At 67.9% G+C, this 19,281-nt stretch carries 16 protein-coding genes and 2 pseudogenes; 5 read left to right on the forward strand and 13 right to left on the reverse strand.

Going from position 1 to position 19,281, the window contains the following annotated elements:
* Positions 1-229: 229 nt before the first annotated feature.
* Together IEY36_RS00600 and IEY36_RS00605 are read left to right on the forward strand one after the other, a co-directional pair.
* Positions 230-517 (forward strand): annotated as a pseudogene (locus IEY36_RS00600) (hypothetical protein); the annotation flags it as partial.
* 55 nt (positions 518-572) lie between these two features.
* Positions 573-919: pseudogene (locus IEY36_RS00605) on the forward strand (hypothetical protein); the annotation flags it as partial.
* On the opposite strand, the gene IEY36_RS00610 reads toward IEY36_RS00605, so the two are convergent.
* The gene (locus IEY36_RS00610) at positions 911-1,126 is read right to left on the reverse strand and encodes a hypothetical protein (RefSeq protein ID WP_188964971.1); all 216 of its coding nucleotides are present in this window, start codon (positions 1,124-1,126) and stop codon (positions 911-913) included. The pseudogene IEY36_RS00605 and the gene IEY36_RS00610 sit on opposite strands and share 9 nt — an antisense overlap.
* Before the next feature lie 316 nt (positions 1,127-1,442).
* Between IEY36_RS00610 and IEY36_RS31045 the strand changes: the two genes are divergently transcribed.
* A complete protein-coding gene (locus IEY36_RS31045) occupies positions 1,443-3,332 on the forward strand; it encodes a family 16 glycosylhydrolase (protein WP_188964972.1) in 1,890 nt (629 codons plus the stop codon).
* 430 nt (positions 3,333-3,762) lie between these two features.
* On the opposite strand, the gene IEY36_RS00620 is transcribed toward IEY36_RS31045, so the two are convergent.
* Genes IEY36_RS00620 through IEY36_RS00630 form a run of 3 tightly spaced genes read right to left on the reverse strand, consistent with a single transcriptional unit; the run spans position 3,763 to position 7,059 of the window.
* Positions 3,763-5,391: a GMC oxidoreductase gene (locus IEY36_RS00620; RefSeq protein WP_188964973.1), complete on the reverse strand. Its 1,629-nt coding sequence runs from the start codon at positions 5,389-5,391 to the stop codon at positions 3,763-3,765.
* Positions 5,384-5,674 (reverse strand): hypothetical protein, encoded by a 291-nt coding sequence (locus IEY36_RS00625; RefSeq protein WP_188964974.1) that lies wholly within the window; start codon positions 5,672-5,674, stop codon positions 5,384-5,386. The genes IEY36_RS00620 and IEY36_RS00625 overlap by 8 nt, the downstream gene beginning before the upstream one ends.
* Positions 5,671-7,059, reverse strand: a complete 1,389-nt coding sequence (locus IEY36_RS00630; RefSeq protein WP_188964975.1) for a sugar porter family MFS transporter — start codon at positions 7,057-7,059, stop codon at positions 5,671-5,673. The genes IEY36_RS00625 and IEY36_RS00630 overlap by 4 nt, the downstream gene beginning before the upstream one ends.
* Before the next feature lie 131 nt (positions 7,060-7,190).
* Between IEY36_RS00630 and IEY36_RS00635 the strand changes: the two genes are divergently transcribed.
* Together IEY36_RS00635 and IEY36_RS00640 are read left to right on the forward strand one after the other, a co-directional pair.
* Positions 7,191-8,504, forward strand: a complete 1,314-nt coding sequence (locus IEY36_RS00635; RefSeq protein ID WP_188964976.1) for a DegT/DnrJ/EryC1/StrS family aminotransferase — start codon at positions 7,191-7,193, stop codon at positions 8,502-8,504.
* Positions 8,504-9,880 (forward strand): sugar porter family MFS transporter, encoded by a 1,377-nt coding sequence (locus IEY36_RS00640; RefSeq protein ID WP_188964977.1) that lies wholly within the window; start codon positions 8,504-8,506, stop codon positions 9,878-9,880. Before IEY36_RS00635 ends, IEY36_RS00640 begins: the two co-directional genes overlap by 1 nt.
* A 193-nt stretch (positions 9,881-10,073) precedes the next feature.
* Here the strand turns inward: IEY36_RS00640 and IEY36_RS00645 are convergent, their stop codons facing one another.
* Genes IEY36_RS00645 through IEY36_RS00685 form a run of 9 tightly spaced genes read right to left on the reverse strand, consistent with a single transcriptional unit; the run spans position 10,074 to position 19,264 of the window.
* Positions 10,074-10,385, reverse strand: coding sequence for a DUF4387 domain-containing protein (locus IEY36_RS00645; protein ID WP_188964978.1), 312 nt, complete (start codon positions 10,383-10,385; stop codon positions 10,074-10,076).
* 14 nt (positions 10,386-10,399) lie between these two features.
* Positions 10,400-11,788 carry an acyclic terpene utilization AtuA family protein gene (locus tag IEY36_RS00650; protein WP_188964979.1) on the reverse strand — a complete coding sequence of 463 codons (1,389 nt, stop codon included), beginning with the start codon at positions 11,786-11,788 and terminating at the stop codon, positions 10,400-10,402.
* 54 nt (positions 11,789-11,842) lie between these two features.
* The gene (locus tag IEY36_RS00655; protein ID WP_188964980.1) at positions 11,843-12,820 is read right to left on the reverse strand and encodes a sigma-54 interaction domain-containing protein; all 978 of its coding nucleotides are present in this window, start codon (positions 12,818-12,820) and stop codon (positions 11,843-11,845) included.
* 29 nt (positions 12,821-12,849) lie between these two features.
* Positions 12,850-13,881 carry a C45 family autoproteolytic acyltransferase/hydolase gene (locus IEY36_RS00660; RefSeq protein WP_188964981.1) on the reverse strand — a complete coding sequence of 344 codons (1,032 nt, stop codon included), beginning with the start codon at positions 13,879-13,881 and terminating at the stop codon, positions 12,850-12,852.
* On the reverse strand, positions 13,878-14,867 hold the full coding sequence (locus IEY36_RS00665) for an ABC transporter ATP-binding protein (RefSeq protein WP_188964982.1): 990 nt from the start codon (positions 14,865-14,867) through the stop codon (positions 13,878-13,880). Before IEY36_RS00665 ends, IEY36_RS00660 begins: the two co-directional genes overlap by 4 nt.
* Positions 14,864-15,832, reverse strand: coding sequence for an ABC transporter ATP-binding protein (locus IEY36_RS00670; protein WP_188964983.1), 969 nt, complete (start codon positions 15,830-15,832; stop codon positions 14,864-14,866). The genes IEY36_RS00665 and IEY36_RS00670 overlap by 4 nt, the downstream gene beginning before the upstream one ends.
* A complete protein-coding gene (locus tag IEY36_RS00675; protein WP_188964984.1) occupies positions 15,829-16,719 on the reverse strand; it encodes an ABC transporter permease in 891 nt (296 codons plus the stop codon). Before IEY36_RS00675 ends, IEY36_RS00670 begins: the two co-directional genes overlap by 4 nt.
* Entirely contained in the window at positions 16,716-17,723 is a 1,008-nt protein-coding gene (locus IEY36_RS00680; RefSeq protein ID WP_188964985.1) for an ABC transporter permease, read from the reverse strand. The genes IEY36_RS00675 and IEY36_RS00680 overlap by 4 nt, the downstream gene beginning before the upstream one ends.
* Positions 17,720-19,264, reverse strand: coding sequence for an ABC transporter substrate-binding protein (locus IEY36_RS00685; RefSeq protein ID WP_188964986.1), 1,545 nt, complete (start codon positions 19,262-19,264; stop codon positions 17,720-17,722). The genes IEY36_RS00680 and IEY36_RS00685 overlap by 4 nt, the downstream gene beginning before the upstream one ends.
* Positions 19,265-19,281 lie beyond the last annotated feature (17 nt).

Consider the following 19,281-nt stretch of genomic DNA (forward strand, 5'->3'; position numbering starts at 1 on the left):
TCCCCATGGCGCTGAACCCGCCACCGCAGACGCCACACGGCACCTTTCCGCTCAGCAGACGGCGCGGGCGGCGTCGTTCCCGGAACGCCGGCGTCGATCCGCGATTCAAAGGTGCGGCCTCCATCCGCAGACGTGCCTGGGCGCGACGCCAAAGATCGTCGCGGATGATCCGAATCTCGGGGACAAGGGTCTCGACGAGGTCATCGGCGGCATGGGATCGATAGACATGATGGCCGCTTTCCGGATCGCGGAGCCGCGCGTTCCGCATCCTGTGCATGGCGGACGACTTCATGCGCGAAAGCCTGGCGCTGCTGGCCGATACGTTGTTGTCGGGTGCCTGGGTGGCCCGCGGATCGATGCGATCGCGGCGATCCGCGGCAAGCCCGTGGCGGTGGTCAGTGATACCGCTCCGGAGCTCACATCGACCTCCATCCTGCGCTGGTCGCAGGAACGGCAGGTGAAATCGCAATACATCGTCCCGGCCAAGCCGACCCGGGAGGCGTTCGTCGAGAGCATCAACGGTCGCCTACGGGATGAATGTCTCAACGAGACGCTGTTCACCTCGATGGCTCAGCCAGCACGTCTCTATCAAGTACACCGGCGCTTGGCCCAGGCCGGCATCGAGCCTTCCGTCGGCAGCGTCGGCGACAGCTACGACAACGCTTTGGCCGAGTGCATCAACGGGCTCTGCAAGGCCGGTGTCATTCACTGGCGCGACCCCGGGCGCTCGCTCGAGGTCTCCGAATTCGCCGCCCTCGAATGCGTCTGCTGGTTCAACCATCGGCGGCTGCTGGAGCCCATCGGCAACATCCCGCCCGCCGGGGCCGAAGCACTTTTCTATCCCGCCCGGGACAATCTGCCGCTGGGGGCGGAACTCATACCATACAGCCTCCGGCAAAACCGGAGCGGTTCAGAATAGTCGTCCGGCATATGCGGGGTATGCCCCCTCATGGTCTCTCTTGCCGAACAGATGGACAGGCCAGAAACGCGATCGCGGTTTTTTGGCGTCATCCCCGTTGGCGAGGGCGCCGGCGCCGTTGAGCATGTCCATGAGTTGCCCGACCAGCTCGATGCCCGGCGGTTCGTCGGGATGGTCGCCAGGCGTCACGATGACCTTGTCGATCAAGGCCCGTGCGGCCTCCAGCATCCTGCTCGAACAGAACGACGAGTGGGCCGTGCAGCGCCGCTACGTCAGCCTGACCGCCGTGGCAAGCTGACCGCGGCTCAAGCCCGCAGAAGAGCCCAAGACACTCCTACATTGCTCGCCGGCACACGATCAGTTCGGACGGTTGGGCGGAGCAGACGGTGGGCGTGGCGGACATGCCGGAATAACGATGTCCGTCCCAGATAATTTCCTTGGAATGCAACACAATGCTAGCGTTCGCTCCGTTCCAAGGCGTTTTCCGAAAAATCTTGGCAAAAGTGGGATAGGGCGGCTCCAGATGACTTCACCACTCCCTGCATCGGCCATCCTGTTTCAGGACGACTTCTCGGGAACGCAGGTCAGCAACGTTTACTGGGATTTCAACCAGTGGATCGAAGGACCGAACAATCCGTCCTATCTCGGCCAGACGCAGATGCGGCAGGTACTGCCGGCCGCCGAAAACGGCATGGCACGCATCAGGTTGGATACCTTCAACCCGCCGCCAGGTGGCCCTGACTCGTACTATGGCTCGGAAGCGATCACCAAGCAGGCGTGGGACGTCAGTGCCGGGGGACTTGGCTTCGAAGGCAAGTTCAGGTTCGAGGGCAGCCAGGGCGGCATGATCGCCGGCTTCTTCACCTATGAACAATTCCCCTCGGGCGCGGTGCGCGAGCCTCATGACGAGATCGACTTCGAGATCATCACCACCCAGATGCAGAAGATCTCGACCAACGTCTTCCAGCATCAGGCGACGGGCACGCCGCATTCCTATGCCGTGGATGGCGGCTTGGGGGTCGACCACATCTATCGCTTCGAATGGCTGCCCTCGGTGGTGCGCTGGTTCGTCGACGGCAGTCTGATCCGCGAAGAAGTGGAGCATGTGCCGACCAGGCCGCAGCAGATCCACCTGAACATGTGGGGCGCGCCGCAGGCCGGCGGTCCCGATGGAGGGCCATGGGGGCCCAATCCGGGCGACCCGGGCGGGCCGAACATCACCGATCCGACGCTGCTGATCGCCCCAAACGCGGCTCAGAGCAAAAGCTACTTTTTCGACGTCGACTACGTGAAGGTTGAACGGCTGACGACCCAGCTCGGCAACAGCGCCCACAATAATCTGGTTGCCGGCGCGGCTGGCGAGGCGCTTGACGGCGCCGCCGGCGACGACACGCTCCGTGGCGGCATCGGCAATGACGTGGTCGCTGGTGGCGAAGGCAACGATACGATGAGCGGCGGCGCTGGCAACGACGCGCTCTATGGCGGCACCGGCGCGAACCTCATCAGCGGCGGTGCCGGCGCCGACCGGATTCACGTCGGCCAGGGTGCTGATAGGGTGCGCGACACCCTTGCCGACCTCAACGGCGACACGGTCGTCGCCTTCGGCGCGAACGATATGGTGGACATCCAGGGCACGCTGGCCGGGCGGGGCGATCTTGGCGTCACGCGGGGCAGCGGCGGCGTGGGACCCACCATGCTTAGCCTCGGCGGCTCGAACTTCCAGACGGATGTCGATTTCCCCAGCGGCAATTTCATGATGGTGGCCCGTGGTTCGGGCGCCGACGCGCACACGATGCTGACCTTCCAGAACTTCCTGCCGACCCTGTCCGAAGGCGCGACAGTCGATGCGACCCTGGTCAACGGCATCGCCAACGAGCCGTTCCTGACCGGTGACGCCACGGTCGGATTCACGGCGGAGCTGAAGTCAGCCGCGTCGGCCTACGCCAACACGCTCGGCGCCTACCGGATCGCCACAAATGGCACCATCAGCGATGTCCGCATCCTGTACGACAACACGTTGAACGTGGTGCCCGGCGCACGCACCGTGGACCTCGGCACGCCGGCGGATGGCGAGCGTGTTGCCTTCTTCCTCATCCAGAACGGCTTCAACAGCTTTGGCGCGTTGCCGGACGACCTGTCGTTTGTCACGCCCGGCACGGGGGCACCGTCCGACACCGACATTGGTATCCCACCGCAGCTGCAAAGCGCGACCTTGGGCGCAATCTCCGCCACCATCCTCCACTCGCTCTCGGCGCTCAATCCGGCAGACGCCATGCAGGTCCTCTCCGGCACATCGGCCGGCGGCCACGAATTGCTGATCGGCTTCGAAGACTTGCCGAACGGCACCGGCGATAACGACTTCCAGGACGTCGTGATTGGCATCAGGGCCACTACCGACGATTTTCTCCTTTAGATTGCCGCACTGCGCCGCGCTGCCGGTGGATTGATCGGTGTCGATGATGTTCGTGCGGCGCTGATTCTTCAAGGCAGAGCATAGGTACTTGGTCTTGACTTTGTATGATGCTCACAATGCAATAGTTTAATTCATACCCAGACCGCGACGCCGGCTCGCTGGATGTCCGGCGAAATCCGAGCAAACCGAAGGTGTACGCGTCACGCCGAAGGCGCGTCGCTGGCACGACGCGTCCAAGGGCATGAATGGGCAAATGCCAACGGTCGAAGAATTCGGACCTGGCATGAGACTCTCGGGCCCATCAGCGATGCTCCCAACGTCAGCCTGTCTGCCTGCCGTGGCAATTAAACCGCGGCTCATGCTCCCTCAGGAGCCCTGGCGCTCCTGCGCCACTCCATTCCCCGTCGAGGCCTGGCCCGACCTCGACGTCTCAGGCGGTCGCCTCCGCGGGCATATTTCGGGCGGCGAGCAACTGCCCGGCGAGGCGATGCGCCAGCGCCATGATCGTCAGTGTCAGGTGCTTATCGGGCAACTGCGGGATGACACTGCCGTCGCAGACATGCAGGTTCTCGAAGCCGTGGCAGCGCAGTCCGGCATCGACCACGCCCTCGATCGGGTTCGCGGAAATGCGCGTCGTACCGGCGTAGTGGATGCCGGTGCCCGACGCATCGCGGGTGGCGTGCACCAGCGTCGAGGAGGCGGCGCGTAGGACCCGCCGGCCCCAGGCGTCCATGGCATCCATCGTTGCATGGGCGCGCGGCGATGCGGCGAAATCGACCGAGACCTGGGGCACCCCGTACCGGTCGGTCGCCGCGGCCGGACGGATCCGGTTGCCGGGAAGCGCCTCGCCCGCCGAAAACAGACCCAGCGTCACGTAGCTGCTGAACATCATTCGCGCGACGGTCGGCTTTGCGAAGGGTGGGATGAACGACATGCCGCCAAGGTAGTGCGGCACCTCCGGCGTCCCATGAATGGCATGACCGATGAACGGGAACTCGGCGCCATCGGGCAGTTTGCCGCGCGCCATCAGGATCAGAAGATCGCCATAGCCGATGTCCGGACTCGGCCGCTTGCCCCAGAGCCGCCACAGCGATGTCGAGAGCACAGATTTCGGGTTGTCCTGCAGCCACATGCCGACATGACCTGAACGATTGCCGAGCCCTGCCGGATCCGCCTCGTCGGCGGAATTGAACAGGATGCGTGGGCTTTCGATGGCACCGGCGGCGAGCACGACGCGATCGGCGCGAAGGCGTCGGCGCTCGCCGGTTACCGTATCGATGTATTCGACGCCGTCGACATTCGTTGCGCCGGGCGCGCGCAGCAGGCGGACAACCTTTGCGTTGCTGCGCAGTTCGTAATTGGGAAGCCTGGCGATCTCCGGCAGCAGCCGTGCCGAGAATTTGTAGACGGACCCCACGGGACAGCCGGAGGTGCAAATGCCGCAACTGATGCAGGACGTGGCGAGGCCCGGGCGGGTCTCGATCGCCTTGCGGTTCGGAATCGCCCGGGCGTCTGGTTCGCCAAGGCCATCCACCGCCTTCACGATCAGTTGGTCGGCGAGGCGAAGCGGCTTCGGCGGCACATAGGCGCCATCGGGCAGTGCATCGAGACCTTCCTCGGTACCACAGACTGTGATCAGTTTCTCGACGGCGGTGTAGTGCGGCGCGAGGTCGTCGTACCCGATGGGCCAGCCATCGAAGTCACTGGTGGCGAAACGCACCGACACGCCGTTCCAGAGGTTCTGCAGCCCGTTCACCGCGAGGATCTGGTACTGTTGGAATTGCGTGCTGGTTGTCGAGGAACGGGTGTCCTCCCGCGCGAAGAGCGGATGGACGAACAGGCTGTCGTGCGGCTCGCTCGGCCATACGCTGTTGTCGCGGATGCCGAAGTCGAGCTTGGCGCCTGGCGGATCGATCCGCGCGAAATGATCCGGCTCCAGCATCCGGCCCTGTTCGAGCGAAACGACGCGGAACCCTGCCTGCGCGAGTTGGTGTGCCAGGATTCCGCCGCCGGCACCGGTGCCGACGATGCAGACCTCACAATGATCGGACTCAGACATGGGTCTGCGTTCGTCCCGCCATGCCGGCGCTCGCCAGGAAGGCGGGCGACGCGAAGAAGATGTGTTCCAGAAATGCCATGATCAGCGCGCGGTCCTCGCCGAGGGCGCTGCGGGTCGGTGCGGCGCCGCCGGCGCGCCCGGCGATGCGCGCGACCGCTTCACGGACCTGGTCGCAGATCTGCGCCGCGCGGGCGATCTCGGCGACAAGCGGGCGCAGCCCGCGGCGGTAAGGGCTCATTTCCACCAACGCCGCGATCAGCGCGTGCTCCATCGGTGCGCTCATGCCCTGGCGCCGAGAGGAAGCCCGAGATCACGCAGCGGCAGGCCGCTCATGAGATGCCGCTCGATCTGCTCCAGCGATACGCCGCGGGTTTCCGGCACGGTGCGGACCGTGAAGACCAGCCCCGCAACGCAGACCAGCGCGAACAGGCTGAACACCCCGGTCAGCCCGATCAGGTCGAGCAGCACCGGGAAACTGAAGACGACGACGAAATTCAGGCCCCAATTGCTGATGGAGGCCAACCCCATGCCAACTCCACGGACGTTGAGCGGGAAGACTTCCGACATCATCACATGCGGAAGCGGGCCGAGGCTCAAGGCGAAGGAGGCGATGAACAACGCGACGCCGGCCATCGCCCAGACAGGCGACGACGGGTGGGTGCTCGCCGCGGCATACGCGATCAGCGCCAGGCTCGCGGCGGCGCCGCCAAAGCCCGCCAGCAGCAGCCGCCGCCGGCCGAGCCGGTCGATCAGCAGCATGCCGACGATGGTCATGGCGACGTTCACGACGCCGATCCCGATCGTCGCCATCAATTGCGTGCCGGTCGAGTCGAAGCCCGCATGCGCGAAGATCGTCGGCGCGTAGTAGATCACGGCGTTGATGCCGCACAGCTGCTGGAGGGCGAACAGGCCGACCGCGACGATCAGTGCCGGCCGCACCCGGACCGTGAACAGGTCCCTGACGCCACCGGTCAGGTGCTGGTCGGCCATGACCGCCTTCGCGATCCGCTCCCGCTCCATGGTGACGGCCGGATCATCCGCGGTGGTGCCGGTGAGCCGGGCAAGAGCCTGTTGCGCCTCCGCATCCCGCCCCTTCTGCACCAGCCAGCGGGGTGAATCGCTCATCCGCGCCATCCCGAAGAAGAGGGCGAGGCCCGGTAGGATCCCGCATGCGAACATCAGCCGCCAGCTCTCGCTGAAGGCCAGGTTGACCCCGTAGGCGCTGAGGATGCCGATGGTGATCGCAAGCTGGTAGACGGACACCAGCATGCCTCGCCGGGCGGGCGGCACGCTCTCGGCGATGTAGAGCGGCGCCATGACGCCGGCGACGCCGATCGCGAGGCCAAGGATAAGGCGCGCGAAGGTCAACATCCACATGCTGCCCGCCAGTGCCGCGAGCAGGGCGCCAGCGCAGAACAGCGCCGCCGCTGCGATCAGGAGGGAACGCCGGCCGATCGGGTCCGCCAGGCGTCCGGCGACGATCGCGCCCATGAGGGCACCGAGCGGCACCGCCGCGGTCATGAAGCCTTCGGAGACCGGGGTGATCGGAAAATCGACCCGCAGCAGGTGCAGGGCGCCGGCGATCACGCCTTCATCGAAGCCAAAAAGGACGCCGGCGATCGCCGCGATGGACGCGAGCAGGAAAATGGCGCGTTCACTACCGTGCATCTTGGCATCGCCCCAGAAATTTCAATCGTTGATTGATGTGTAGTAAAATTGGAAATACCTGTCCATTGTTTGACGCGTCGCGCTGCTCGGGCGTGTGCGAACGACAACGCAGGCGCGTGGAGGCGGCAAGAATGACCAATGAAATCGGAACGCTCGGCAAGCTGGCGATCGACGGGGGCGAGCCCGTCCGAACACGTCCGTTGCCCTGGGAACTGCCGGGCGCGCACTGGATCGGTGCCGAGGAGGAGGAACTGGTCGGACGCGTAATCCGCGCCCGCAGTCCGTTCCGGTTCTACGGTCTCGACCCCCAGAACATGGCCGATACGCTCGAGCGCGAATGGAAGGCCAAGTTCGGCGCCACCAATGCGCTCGCCATGGGCAGTGGCACGGCGGCGCTTGGCGTCGCCCTCGGTGCCATCGGCGTTGGCCCCGGCGACGAGGTCCTCGTCCCCGGCTACATGTGGACCAGTTGCATCAGCGCCATCGTGCGCCAGGGCGCGATCCCGCGTCTGGTGGATATCGACGACACCTTCTGCATGGATCCGGCCGACCTCGCCCGGAAGATCAATCCCCGCAGCCGCGCGGTCATCTACGTGAACATGAGCGGCGCGCCGGGCCACGTGAAGGAAGTCGTGCGCGTCGCGCATGCCCATGGCCTCAAGGTCGTCGAGGATTGCGCGCAGGCCGCGAACGCGCATATCGACGGCCGCTGGGCCGGCAGTGACGGCGACATCGCCATCTTCTCCTTCCAGCTGAACAAGAACATGACGAGCGGCGACGGCGGCATGCTGACCAGTTCCGACCCGCATCTGTTCCGTCGCGCCTATGCGCTGCACGACCTCGGCTATCCGCGCAACGAAGCCGGGCGGCTCGACGCCTCCGAACCCGAATTCCAGATGTGGGGCGTCGGCGCCCGCATGTCCGACCTCGCGGCGGCGATGGCACTCGCGCAGTTCCGCAAGCTGGACAAGATCACCGGCGCGATGCGCAACGCGAAATGGTCGATCCGCCGGCAGCTCGAAGGGATCCCTGGCCTCGGCTTCAGGACGATCCTTGATCCTGACGGCGACAGCGGCCCCTTCATGATCACCACCTACCGCGACGCCGCGACGTGCAAGCGTTTCACCGAGGCGCTGCGGGCCGAAGGCATCAAGGGCGAGAAGGGAAGCCTTGCCTGCATCACCATGGCGGAATGGGGCATGCACTGGTACTTCAACGTCCCGAGCCTGGTGAACAAGCGCGAGGCGGCCCGCGGCGGCTTCCCCTGGAGCCACCCGGACAATGCCTTTCATGCAGACATCAGCTACCAGCGCGGCAACCTGCCGGTATGCGACGAGATGTCCGAACGCGCGGCGCTCCTGGCCATCGCTTCCGTGCTGACCCCCGCGGATGTCGATGACATCGTCGCCGCCTTCCGCAAGGTTGCCGCCGTCGTGCTGCCCTGATGGGCTCGCGTACCGGGCTGGTGGCGTTCGGCATCGCCGGCGTCTCCGCCCTGGCCGGTCTGTTGATCGGCTTCAATACCGCCGTCATCGCGGGCGCCTTGCCGTTCCTGGCGACGGAGATGGCGCTCGGTCCGCTCGGCAAGGGCGTGGTCGTGTCGGCCGTGCTGGTCGGCGGCCTCGTCGGTGCCGTCGCATCCGGGCCGATCTCGGCACGCATCGGGCAGCGCCGGACGCTGGCACTGGCCGGCCTCACATTCGTCCTTGGCGCCTGGGCGGGGGCGGTGGCACCGGAAGCCGTCACGCTCGGAGCTTCGCGCGCGGTGCTCGGTCTCGCCGTCGGCGCGGCGACGATGCTGGCCCCGCTCTATGTGGCCGAGACCGCGCCGCCCTCATGGCGCGGCGCGCTTGTCGCCTCCATCCAACTCGCCATCACCGCCGGCATCCTCGGGGCCTATCTCGCCGGCTGGGCGCACACGCCGAGTGGCGACTGGCGTGCGATGCTGTTCGTCGGCATCTGGCCGGCGCTTCTGCTGCTCATCGGCCTCATGTTCCTGCCGGAAAGTCCGCGCTGGCTCCTGCTGCGTGGCCGTGAGGACGAGGCGCGCGTGGTCTGGCGGAAGCTTGGCGGCGTCGAATGGAGCCCGGCCGATCTCGCCGTGCTGCGCGCCTCGGCCGCCGAGAGTGGCGGCTGGCGCGACCTGGTGGGGCCACGCGTGCGGCCGGTGCTCGTGGTCGCCGCCGGGCTGTTCCTGCTGCAGAACCTCAGCGGCATCGACGCCATCCTCTACTACGCGCCTGACATCTTCCTGCGCATCGGGATCTCCGGGGCCACGGGCCCGATCCTCGCCACGGTCGGACTCGGCGTGGTGAACCTGTTGGCGACCGTCGTTTCGATGTGGGCCGTGGAGGCGTTGGGTCGCCGGCGGCTGCTGCTTGGTGGCTCGGCGGCCATGGCTGCGGCGCTCGCCCTGCTTGCCGCGGCGCTGGTCCTGGCACCCGACAGCGGCTTCGCGAACTGGGTCTCGCTGGCCTGCATTTCGGTGTTCATCGTGGCCTTCGCCGTGAGTCTCGGGCCGATCCCCTATGTGCTGATGTCCGAACTGTTCCCGATGCGCGTGCGCAGCCTGGGCATGGGTGTCGCCGCGGCCACCGCCTGGGGCGTCAATGCGGCCGTCTCCCTGGCCTTCCCGGTCGTCGAGGCGTCGATCGGGATGGGCGAGACGTTCGGCGTCTTCGCCCTCGTCTGCGCGGCGACCTATGTCTTTGCCGCGAAGATGGTACCGGAAACGCGCGATCGTACGCTCGAACATATCGAGGCGAACCTGCGTGCGGGCAGGCGCGCGCGCGACCTGGGGGCGGCGTTGCCAGGCGGCTGACTGCCTCAGCCTGGGCGAAGACGCGATCGGCATGCTGACAGGGATATCGCTGCCCGGCGATGGCGCGCGGCGGCATGAGATGTCGGATGGCGTCTTCCAACGAAGGCGCCGGGCATCATGGCATTGGTGGCGAAGCCCGCTGGGCGGGGAATTCCCCGCGCAGCGGCGGCGCGATCAGTGACGTCGCCGCCTGCTACGGCACCTCGACGTCGAAGAGCGGCGCGTATTGCTGAGAACCGAAAACATCCCGCTCACCCGGGCTGCCCGAGGGACGCTCGCGCCGGATCGTGAACTTGATCGCATTCGCCGGTTCGAAGACCACGAAGTCGGTCACGCGCTCGGGTGGTATGCGAAGGAGGACCGCTACGATCGAGGGCGAGAGCACCTTCGCGTCGCGCACCTTCTCGAAATTCGCGCGCTCCTTGAAGATGATGTCGAAGGTGATGTGATCAACGCCGGCGTTCTTGCTGCGGATGGTCGAAGCGAGATCGCGCAGCGTCGGCATGTTGCGGCGCTCCATCATGCGGCCCTCCGGGCGGCACCATCGACGGCGACGAAGCGCGTGCGGAACATCTCGCCCGCCTCCTTCACCGGCATGACGTGATTCAACGTCCATTCGTAGCCAGGCTTGCCGATCAGTACCTCATCCGACATCAGCGCGGCGGCGCCGGCGGTGCCCTTCACCTCGGGCAGGCGCGCGTAGAACAGGTTGCGAGCGGCGAGCGCGCAGATCTCCTCGCCCCGCTTGCCGTCCTGACAGAGGGTTTCGACCACCACGCCGATCTCGTGCGGCTGGGTGGGGGCAGTCGGGTCCATCGCGCCCATCACGCCGTCCCGGCCATAGAGGTGGTAGAAGACCTGCCAGCCGGCCTCCTCCGGCGCGCCGAAGCGCTCCGCCAGGCGCGCGCGTGCCCAGCCAATCGCCTTATCGATATTCTGGATCATGTAGGGGTCGCGCATGCCGACCACCGCCAGGCGACGTTCGCCGACCTTGCCCGCGCCCTCGAGCTTCACCATTGGCGTGGCGGACGGCACAAAGCGGGCGCCGCTCGCGCGCGTCGTCTTCTCACCCATCTGCTCGTAGCGGCATTCGCTCATGTCCACGTAGCCGCTCACGACGTATTCGCGGAACGGGTCGCGGCGTTCATACATGGCATGCGAGGCGAGCGAGGCCGGTGTGCAGCACTGGCCGGGATGCATGGCGGTGACGCGGATATCGTCCTCGCGGATGCGGCCGAAGATGCTCTCCTTGCCCATGAAGGGCTCGCAGCAGAAGGAGGCGCATTCCATCAGCTTGCCGGCGTAGTAGGCCGTGGCCGGCGTCATGCCCGCATTTAGGATCGGCGCCGCGAACAGCGCGCAGTCCGAGGCACGGCCGGCGATGACGACATCGGCCCCCTGCTTTAATGCGGACGCGATCGGTTCCGCATCCATCACCGCGACGACGCGGTCGGTGCGCGCGAGCAGCGCGTCGTCCGCCTCCGGCCTGCCGTCGAGGCCCGTGACGGGCGTGCCGGCGGCCAGCCGCGCGCGCAGGTCGGCGGGCGTGATCTCGGATTCGATCGCTGCCATGCGGAATGGAGCGAGACCATGCTCCGCGGCGATCTCCTCGATCAGCGCAACATACTGCGCGACGCCGCGATCGGTTCCGGTGTCGGAGGCGGAGCCGATGATCATCGGCACGCCGAGCCGGCGTGCGGCGAGCAGCATCACCTCAAGGTCATGGCGTTGCCAGGCCGACGGGCTCGCCTGTCCGTCGGCGCCGAGCGGATAGGGGCCGATGTCGCAGGATCCGGAATCAGCGATGATGAAATCCGGCTTCAGCTCACAACCCGCAAGGAACGAATCCTTCTCGAGCGGCGTGAAGCCGAGATGCCCGGTGGGGCAGAGGATGGTGATTTCGGTCATGTTTCCTGGCCTTCGCTGGCGCGTCGGGCCGTGTATTGCACGCGACGTGCCAGTTCAGCCCGGCACCGCCATGCCGAGCTTCTGCATCTGGTGTCGCAGGGCATGGCGCGACAGGCCAAGCCGGGCGGCGGCCCGGCCGTGCCGCCCGCCGGCCTCGCGCAGGGCCTTCTCGATCAGCGCCTTCTGGAAACGGTCGGTTGCCTCGTGGAAGCGAAGATCGGCCGCGCCTTCGCCCTCCATCGCTTCGGGCAGGGCGCGGCCTTCCACCTCGCGCAGGATGCGGTCGGGCAGGTGCTTCACCAGCACCTGGTCTTCGGTTTCCAGGATGGCGATGCGCTCGATCAGGTTCTCGAGTTCGCGCACGTTGCCGGGCCAGGAATAGCGGCGGAAAACCTCGGCGACGTGGGGTTCGAGGCCGCGGATGAGGCGACCGCAGCGCGCGCCGTGGTGGCGCAGGAAGGCTTCCGCCAGCAGCAGCACGTCGTCGCCGCGCGCGCGCAGCGGCGGGATGTTCACCGGCACCACCTGCAGCCGCCAGTAGAGGTCGTCCCGGAAGCGCCCAGCCTTCACCTCCGAGAGCAGGATCCGGTTGGTCGAGGTGACGAAGCGCACATCGGCCGCGGTCTGCTTCACCGCGCCGAGGCGGCGGAAGCGCTGCGTGTCCAGCATGGTCAGCAGCTTGGCCTGCAGTTGCAGGTCCATCTCGCGGATCTCGTCGAGGAACAGCGTGCCACCATCCGCGGCCTCGACCAGGCCGGGCTTGGCACTGGCGGCACCGGTGAAGGCGCCGCGCTCATGGCCGAACAGTTCGCTTTCCATCAGGCTGGCCGGAATGGCGGCGCAGTTCACGTCCACGAAGGGCTTGGCGGCACGGGGGGAAAGACGGTGCAGCATCCGCGCGACCAGGCCCTTGCCTGTACCGGTCTCGCCATAAAGAAGCACGGTGCGCGCGGGGCTCGCGGCGATGCGCGCGATGAGGTCACGCACCGCGCGGATGCTCTCGTGCTCCCCCAGCAGGTCGGCATAGGGCATCGGTGTGCGCGCCTCCACTGGCGTGGAGTTTACGCCTGCGCGTGGATTTCGCGCCACCCCGAACCATCCGGAACGAAGCGAACCCAGGCGGCCGAGCAGGGCGGGCCGGCGGCGACGCTCGCCGCGCCCGTCCGGCACTCCCAGACCGCGCCGGCCAGCGTTGGGGATGGGTCCGGCGCGTGGCGGCACAGCGCGACCGGGGCATGGGTCGCGAGCAGCGCACGCGGGTCCTGCGCCGGATCGCGCGACAGCGCTACGCGCAGCACGGCGAGCCGCCCTTCGGAATGCTCGACTGGTGCCAGGGCGTCGGGCGCCGCGGTGTAGTGGTTGGTGTGCGCGACCCACGCGCCACGCGTGACGTCCACGCGCCCGTGCCGCAGTTCGACCGCCGCCGCGGCGCCCGAGGCATCGCCCAGCACCAGGGAGCCGCCGCCGGCATGCGGCAGGGAAGCCATCACGGCCAGCGCCTCCTCCACCGTGCCGCAGGCGAAGAGCAGCCGTGTCATTAGGAAATAGCGCAGCACGCCAGGCCCATGATCGGCCGTGGGGATCTGCGTGTCGGCCAGCGCCAGCCCGTCGCTGTTCATGCCGGAGGACCAGGCGCCCGGCGCGCCCAGCGAGCCGAGACAGAGCACGCGCCGCCCGCCCCAGGCCGGGTCCTGGTGCTGGAAGACGCGTTGCAGGCCCGCGTGCTCGGGCCGGAAGTCGCGGTTCTTCGCCACCACGCCGCCGGTGGCGAAGGCCGAGCAGCCATCCGTGTCCGCCGGCGCGGCCGCGAGATCCGCCAGGCAGCCGAGATGGAGGAAGTCGAAGACCTGCTCCGGCGCCAGCGAGAAGCCCTCGGCGATGCCGGCGATCTCCGCGTTGGCTTCGGGGACATGGCGATGCGTCGCGTCCCATTGCGCATCGAGAAAGCGCGCCATGCCCGCGGTGCGCGCCGGCGCCTGAGCGAGCCGGCCGAGTATGGCGGCGCGCACGGCAGCGGCCTGCTCCGGGCAGGCGGCCGCCTGGCCGCGCCCACGCGCGCGGGCGTCGCCCGCAAGGGTGACGAGCAGGTTCATGCAACGCCTCCGTCATGCAGGTGGCAGGCGGCGCGGTGCGCGCCCGTGAGATCGAGGAGGTGCGGCACCTCCCGCGAACAGCGTGGGCCGGCGAGCGGGCAGCGCGGGTGGAAGGCGCAGCCCGGCGGCGGGGCGAGCGGCGATGGCAGGTCCCCTGCGGGCGCGCGCGCGCGCCTTTCCCCCGGTGCGCCGATGCGCGGTACGGCGGCGAGCAGGGCACGGGTATAGGGATGCGCGGGGTGGTTGATGACGGCGTCGCGTGTGCCTTCCTCCACCACCCGGCCGAGATACATGACCGCGATGCGCCCCGCGAGATGCGCCACTACCGCGAGGTCGTGCGAGATGAAAAGCATCGTGAGGCCGAGCTCGTCCCGCAGTTCCCGCAGCAGCGCCAGCACCTGCGCCTGAACCGAGACGTCGAGTGCCGAGACCGGCTCGTCGCAGACAACGAAGTCCGGCTTCAGGATCAGGGCACGGGCGATGCCGATGCGCTGGCGCTGCCCACCGGAAAACTGGTGCGGATAGCGGTCGAGATGCTGTCGCGCGAGACCCACACGCTCCATCATCACGAGGATGCGCGCTTCCGCCGCCGCGCCCTTCAACCCTTCATGCAGCGCGAGCGGCAAGGCGAGGATCTCTCGCACCGTGCGGCGCGGATTCAGTGAGGCATAGGGGTCCTGGAAAATGATCTGCATGCGCCGCCGCAGGGGGCGCAGCGCGGCTTCCGGCAGGCGCGTAATGTCCTGGCCGTCGAAGACCACCTGGCCGCCGGTTGGCGCATGCAGGCGCAGCAGCAGGCGACCCAGCGTGGACTTGCCGCAGCCGCTTTCCCCGATCAGTCCCAGGGTATCCCCGCGCGCCAGCGTGAGATCCACACCCGAGACGGCGCGCACGGCGCGCCCGGGTCGCCCCCGCAGCCGGTCGAGCAGCGCCGGTGGGATGTCGAAGCGGCGCTCGATGCCGCGGGCTTCCAGCAGCGGGGTCATGGCGTCACCTCGACGGCGCGCAGGCAGCGCGAGGCGCGGCCCTGGCCGAGGTCCACGAGCGGCGTCGGGCCCATGCAGGCGGGCTGCGCCATGGCGCAGCGGTTGCGAAAGCGACAACCGCCATCGAGCCGCGCGAGGTCTGGCACCTGGCCTGGAATCGGGTGCAGCGGGCGATCCGGATCCTCGAGCCGCGGCAGGCTTTCGAGCAGGCCGCGCGTATAGGGATGGCGCGGGCTGGCGACGACCTCGGTGGTCGGGCCGGTTTCCACCACCTGGCCGGCATACATCACCATCACGCGCGGGCAGCGTTCGGCCACCACGGCGAGGTCGTGGGTAATGAGCGCCAGCGCGAGGCCGTCCTGCTCGCGCAGGTCATCGAGCAGGTCGAGCACCTGCGCGCGCAGCGTGACATCCAGCGCTGTCGTCGGTTCGTCCGCCACCAGCAGGCGGGGGCGGGCGGCGAGCGAGATGGCGATCATCGCCCGCTGGCGCATGCCGCCGGAGAACTGGTGCGGATAGTCGTCCAGCCGCTCGGCGGCGGCGGGGATACCCACGCGCGTCAGGGCCGCGGCCGCCTGGGCACGCGCATCCTTCGCGAGGCCATGCGCCTGCAGCGTCTCGATCAGTTGCTGGCCGATGGTGAAGGCCGGGTTCAGGGCCGAGAGCGCGTCCTGCATGGCAAGCGCCATCTGCCGCCCGCGCAGCGCGCGCAACGCGCCGCGCGGCAGGCGGCGCAAGTCGCGGCCGTCGAAGAGGATTTCTCCAGCCTCGATCCGCCCGGGTGGGCGCAGCAAGCCGAGCACGGAGAGGAAGGTGACGCTCTTGCCCGAACCGCTCTCGCCGACGACGCCGAGCGCCTCGCCGGCCGCGATCTCGAGATCCACGCCATCGGCCGCGGCGACCGGGCCGCGGCGCGTGGGGAACACCGTGCGCAGGCCGCGCACCTGGAGCAAAGCGCCGCTCATGCCTGGTGCAGTCGTGGGTCGAAGGCGTCGCGCAGGCCCTGGCTCGCCAGGTTGATCGACAGCACCAGCGCGAGGATCGCAAGCCCCGGCAGGGTCGAGACCCACCAGGCATCAACGAGATGCTCCCGCCCATCCGAAACCATCGAGCCCCAGGAGGGTGTCGGCGGCTGCACGCCAAGGCCAAGGAAGGAAAGCGAGGCCTCCATGATGATCACATACGCCATGCGGAAGGTGGCCACGACGAGCACGGGGGAGAGAACGTTGGGCAGGATCTCCCGCAACATGATGTGGCGCGTGCCGCAGCCGAGCGCGCGCGCCGCCTCTACATAGTCCTGCTCGCGCGCCGCCAGCGTTTCCCCGCGCACAACGCGGCAGGAGAAGACCCATTCCTTGTAGATCAGCACCAGCACGATGTTGTGCAGGCCGGGGCCCATCATCGCCATCAGCCCGATGGCGAAGACGAGGTATGGAAAGCCCAGCAGCGTATCAACGAGGCGCGAGATCAGCGTATCCGTCCAGCCGCGCAAATAGCCGGCCGCGAGCCCGGCCAGCGTGCCGATCACCGCGGCGATGCCGATGACCAGCGCCGCGACCATCAGCGAGACGCGTGCGCCATAGAGCAGCCGCGAGAGCATGTCGCGGCCGAGGGAATCGCAACCGAGCGGGAAGGCCCAGTCGCCCCCCTCCTGCCAGGCGGGCGGCTGCAGGCGGCGGAAGAGGTCGGCATCCGCCGGGTCGTGCGGCGCGATCAGCGGCGCGGCGAGCGCGGCCAGGATGAACAACATAATGAGTGCGGCGGCCACGAGCGCCGTGCGGTTGCCCGCAAAGCGATCGAGCCCCAGGCGCAATGGGGAGACCGGGGCGTCCTCCGCGATGGTCGCGCTCACAGCCGCACCTTCGGGTTCAGCGCGGTATAGAGCAGGTCCGCCGTGAAGTTCAGCATCACGTAGGTGACGGCGTAGAGCAGCACGGCCGCCTGCACGAGCGGATAGTTGCGCGCGAAGATGCTCTCCACCACCAGGCGCCCGAGGCCGGGCCAGCCGAACACCGTCTCGACGATCATGTTGCCGCCAAGCAGCGATCCGGTCTCGATCGCGGCGACCGTCACCACCGGGATCAGCGCGTTCTTGAGCGCATGGCGCAGCAACACGCGCCGGTGCGACAGGCCCTTGGCCTCGGCGAAGAGCACATAGTCGGAGGTCAACACCTCCGCCATCGAGCTGCGCACCACGCGCGCCAGCAGGGCCGCTGTCGGCAGGCCCAGCGTGATCGCCGGCAGCGCCAGGTGCCGCAGCGCCGCGAGAAGAGCATCGGCGCGGCCCGCGATGATGCTGTCCAGCACGAGAAAGCCCGTGACGCGCGTGACTTCCAGGTCGAAGGAGGTGCGCCCGCCCACGGGAAAGATGCCGAGCTGCACGGCGAACAACAGGATCAGCAGGATCCCGAACCAGAAGCCCGGCAACGAGACGCCGAACAGCGAGACCGCCGTCAGCGTCCTGTCTATCCAGGTGTCCCGCTTCACCGCCGCGATGACGCCGAGCGGGATGGCGACCGCGATCGCCAGCAGGATGGCCGCGAGGGTCAGTTCGATCGTCGCCGGCAGGCGTTCGGCGATCACGTCCCAGACTGGGCGGCGGTGGAAGAATGAGATGCCGAAATCCCCGGTGAGCGCATTGCCGAGGAAGACGAGGAAGCGCTCCGGCAACGGCCTGTCGAGCCCGAGATCCGCGCGCAGCTGCGCCGCCTGTTCGGGTGTCGCACGGCTGTCGGCGAGCATGATCTCCACCGGATCGCCCGGTGTCAGCGTGATCATCAGGAAGACGATCAGGCTGACGCCCAACAGCACCGGCAGCGTTTGGAGCAGGCGCTCCAGCAGGCGGGAAACGCTCAAGCCAGGCGCACGCGATGCAGGTTGATGCGGCTGTCGGCCTGCGGGCGCCAGTTCTGCACCCGCCGCGCCACGCCGTAGATATCCTGCGGCAGCCAGAGGAAGATCCAGGGAGCCTGCTCGGTCACGATGGCCTGGGCCCGCTTGTACATATCGGCGCGACGTCCCTGGTCGGCCTCGGTCTCCGCGGCGTCGAGCAGCCGGTCCACCTCGGCATTGCTGAAGCCGGCGGAATTGCCGCGGCCGCCCGTGCGCAGCACCGGCACCATGATGTCCGAGGGGTCGAGCGCACCATTGCCCCAGGAGGTGAGGAACATGTCCCGTTCGCGCCGCCGCTCGGCGTTCTGCCACATCGGGCCCAGCACCGCGCCTTCCCAGATCTGCGCGCGCACGCGCAGGCCAGTGCGTGAGAGCAGCGCGGCAATCGCCTCGGCGATCTCCTTCAGCGCGGCGGTGGTGTCGATAACCATCTCCGTGCCCTGCGCCACGCCGGCCTCGGCCAACAGGGCGCGGGCGCGGGCAAGATCGTGGGCGTATTCGGGTATATCCGGGTTGAAGGCGAAGGCGTCCGGACTCATCACCCCGCGCAGCGGCGTCGCGGTGCCGGCGAGGATGCGCGAAATGATCGCCGCCTTGTCGAGCGCATGGTTGAGCGCCCGGCGCACCCGCACATCGTTGAACGGCGCCTTGGCATTGTTCAGCGAAACGAAGAAGGTCCGCGTGCCATTGACCTTCATGACCTGCGCATTGCGCGAAGCTTCGACCTGGCGCATGGCCGAGGCCGGCAATTCGCTGATTATATCGACCTCCCCAGCCAGCAGCGCGGCGATGCGCGCGCTGTTCTCAGGCATGACGCGGAAGATGGCGCGGTCGATCTGCGCCGGCCCGGCGACGGGGATCTCGGTGCTGCCGCCGTAGTACTCGGCGAAGCGCTCCATGATCACGGCCTCGCCGCGCCGCCATTCGGCAAGTTTGAACGGGCCGCAGCCGTCGGGGCGCGTCTGCATGCCTTCCTGCCCGACGCGCTCCACTTGGCGGCGGTTCACGACCTCCTGGAAGGGCAGCATGGCCGGAAGGATGGGCCAGGGGTCGCTCAGGACCATGCGCACGGTGCGGTCATCGGCCATCACCGTGTCTTCGAGCGGTCCAAGCAAGCCTTTGCGCGGGCTCGTCTGGCCGCCCATGGCGCCGTCCTTGACCAGGCGATCGAACGTGAACTTGATGTCCGCCGCCGTCAGCGCATCGCCGGAATGGAAGCGGATGCCCTGGCGGACGCGAAACTCCCAGGTCTTCGCGTCGACCTGGCGGAAGGATTCCGCGATCTCGGGGACGATGCGCATGTCGGCGTCCCGCGTCAGAACGCCGTCCATCATGTTGCGGATGATGGTCTCGGTCTCGCGGTTGCGATGATTGGCGGGGTCGAGCGTCAGCGCGTCCTGCGCCATGCCGACGCGCACTTCTCGCGCGCGGGGCTGCGCGAAAGCGAGACCCGGCGCCGCAAGCACCCCGATACTTGAGAGAAGCACGGACCTGCGCGTTGGCATGTTTCTTCGTCTCCCGG

Source organism: Neoroseomonas lacus, assembly GCF_014644535.1.
Classification (GTDB): Bacteria; Pseudomonadota; Alphaproteobacteria; order Acetobacterales; family Acetobacteraceae; genus Neoroseomonas; species Neoroseomonas lacus.

Coding starts and splice junctions, on each gene's coding strand:
- IEY36_RS31045 (WP_188964972.1), top strand. CDS start 1,443: ATGACTTCACCACTCCCTGCATCGGCCATCCTGTTTCAGGACGACTTC.
- IEY36_RS00620 (WP_188964973.1), bottom strand. CDS start 5,391: ATGTCTGAGTCCGATCATTGTGAGGTCTGCATCGTCGGCACCGGTGCC.
- IEY36_RS00625 (WP_188964974.1), bottom strand. CDS start 5,674: ATGAGCGCACCGATGGAGCACGCGCTGATCGCGGCGTTGGTGGAAATG.
- IEY36_RS00630 (WP_188964975.1), bottom strand. CDS start 7,059: ATGCACGGTAGTGAACGCGCCATTTTCCTGCTCGCGTCCATCGCGGCG.
- IEY36_RS00635 (WP_188964976.1), top strand. CDS start 7,191: ATGACCAATGAAATCGGAACGCTCGGCAAGCTGGCGATCGACGGGGGC.
- IEY36_RS00640 (WP_188964977.1), top strand. CDS start 8,504: ATGGGCTCGCGTACCGGGCTGGTGGCGTTCGGCATCGCCGGCGTCTCC.
- IEY36_RS00645 (WP_188964978.1), bottom strand. CDS start 10,385: ATGCCGACGCTGCGCGATCTCGCTTCGACCATCCGCAGCAAGAACGCC.
- IEY36_RS00650 (WP_188964979.1), bottom strand. CDS start 11,788: ATGACCGAAATCACCATCCTCTGCCCCACCGGGCATCTCGGCTTCACG.
- IEY36_RS00655 (WP_188964980.1), bottom strand. CDS start 12,820: ATGCCCTATGCCGACCTGCTGGGGGAGCACGAGAGCATCCGCGCGGTG.
- IEY36_RS00660 (WP_188964981.1), bottom strand. CDS start 13,881: ATGAACCTGCTCGTCACCCTTGCGGGCGACGCCCGCGCGCGTGGGCGC.
- IEY36_RS00665 (WP_188964982.1), bottom strand. CDS start 14,867: ATGACCCCGCTGCTGGAAGCCCGCGGCATCGAGCGCCGCTTCGACATC.
- IEY36_RS00670 (WP_188964983.1), bottom strand. CDS start 15,832: ATGAGCGGCGCTTTGCTCCAGGTGCGCGGCCTGCGCACGGTGTTCCCC.
- IEY36_RS00685 (WP_188964986.1), bottom strand. CDS start 19,264: ATGCCAACGCGCAGGTCCGTGCTTCTCTCAAGTATCGGGGTGCTTGCG.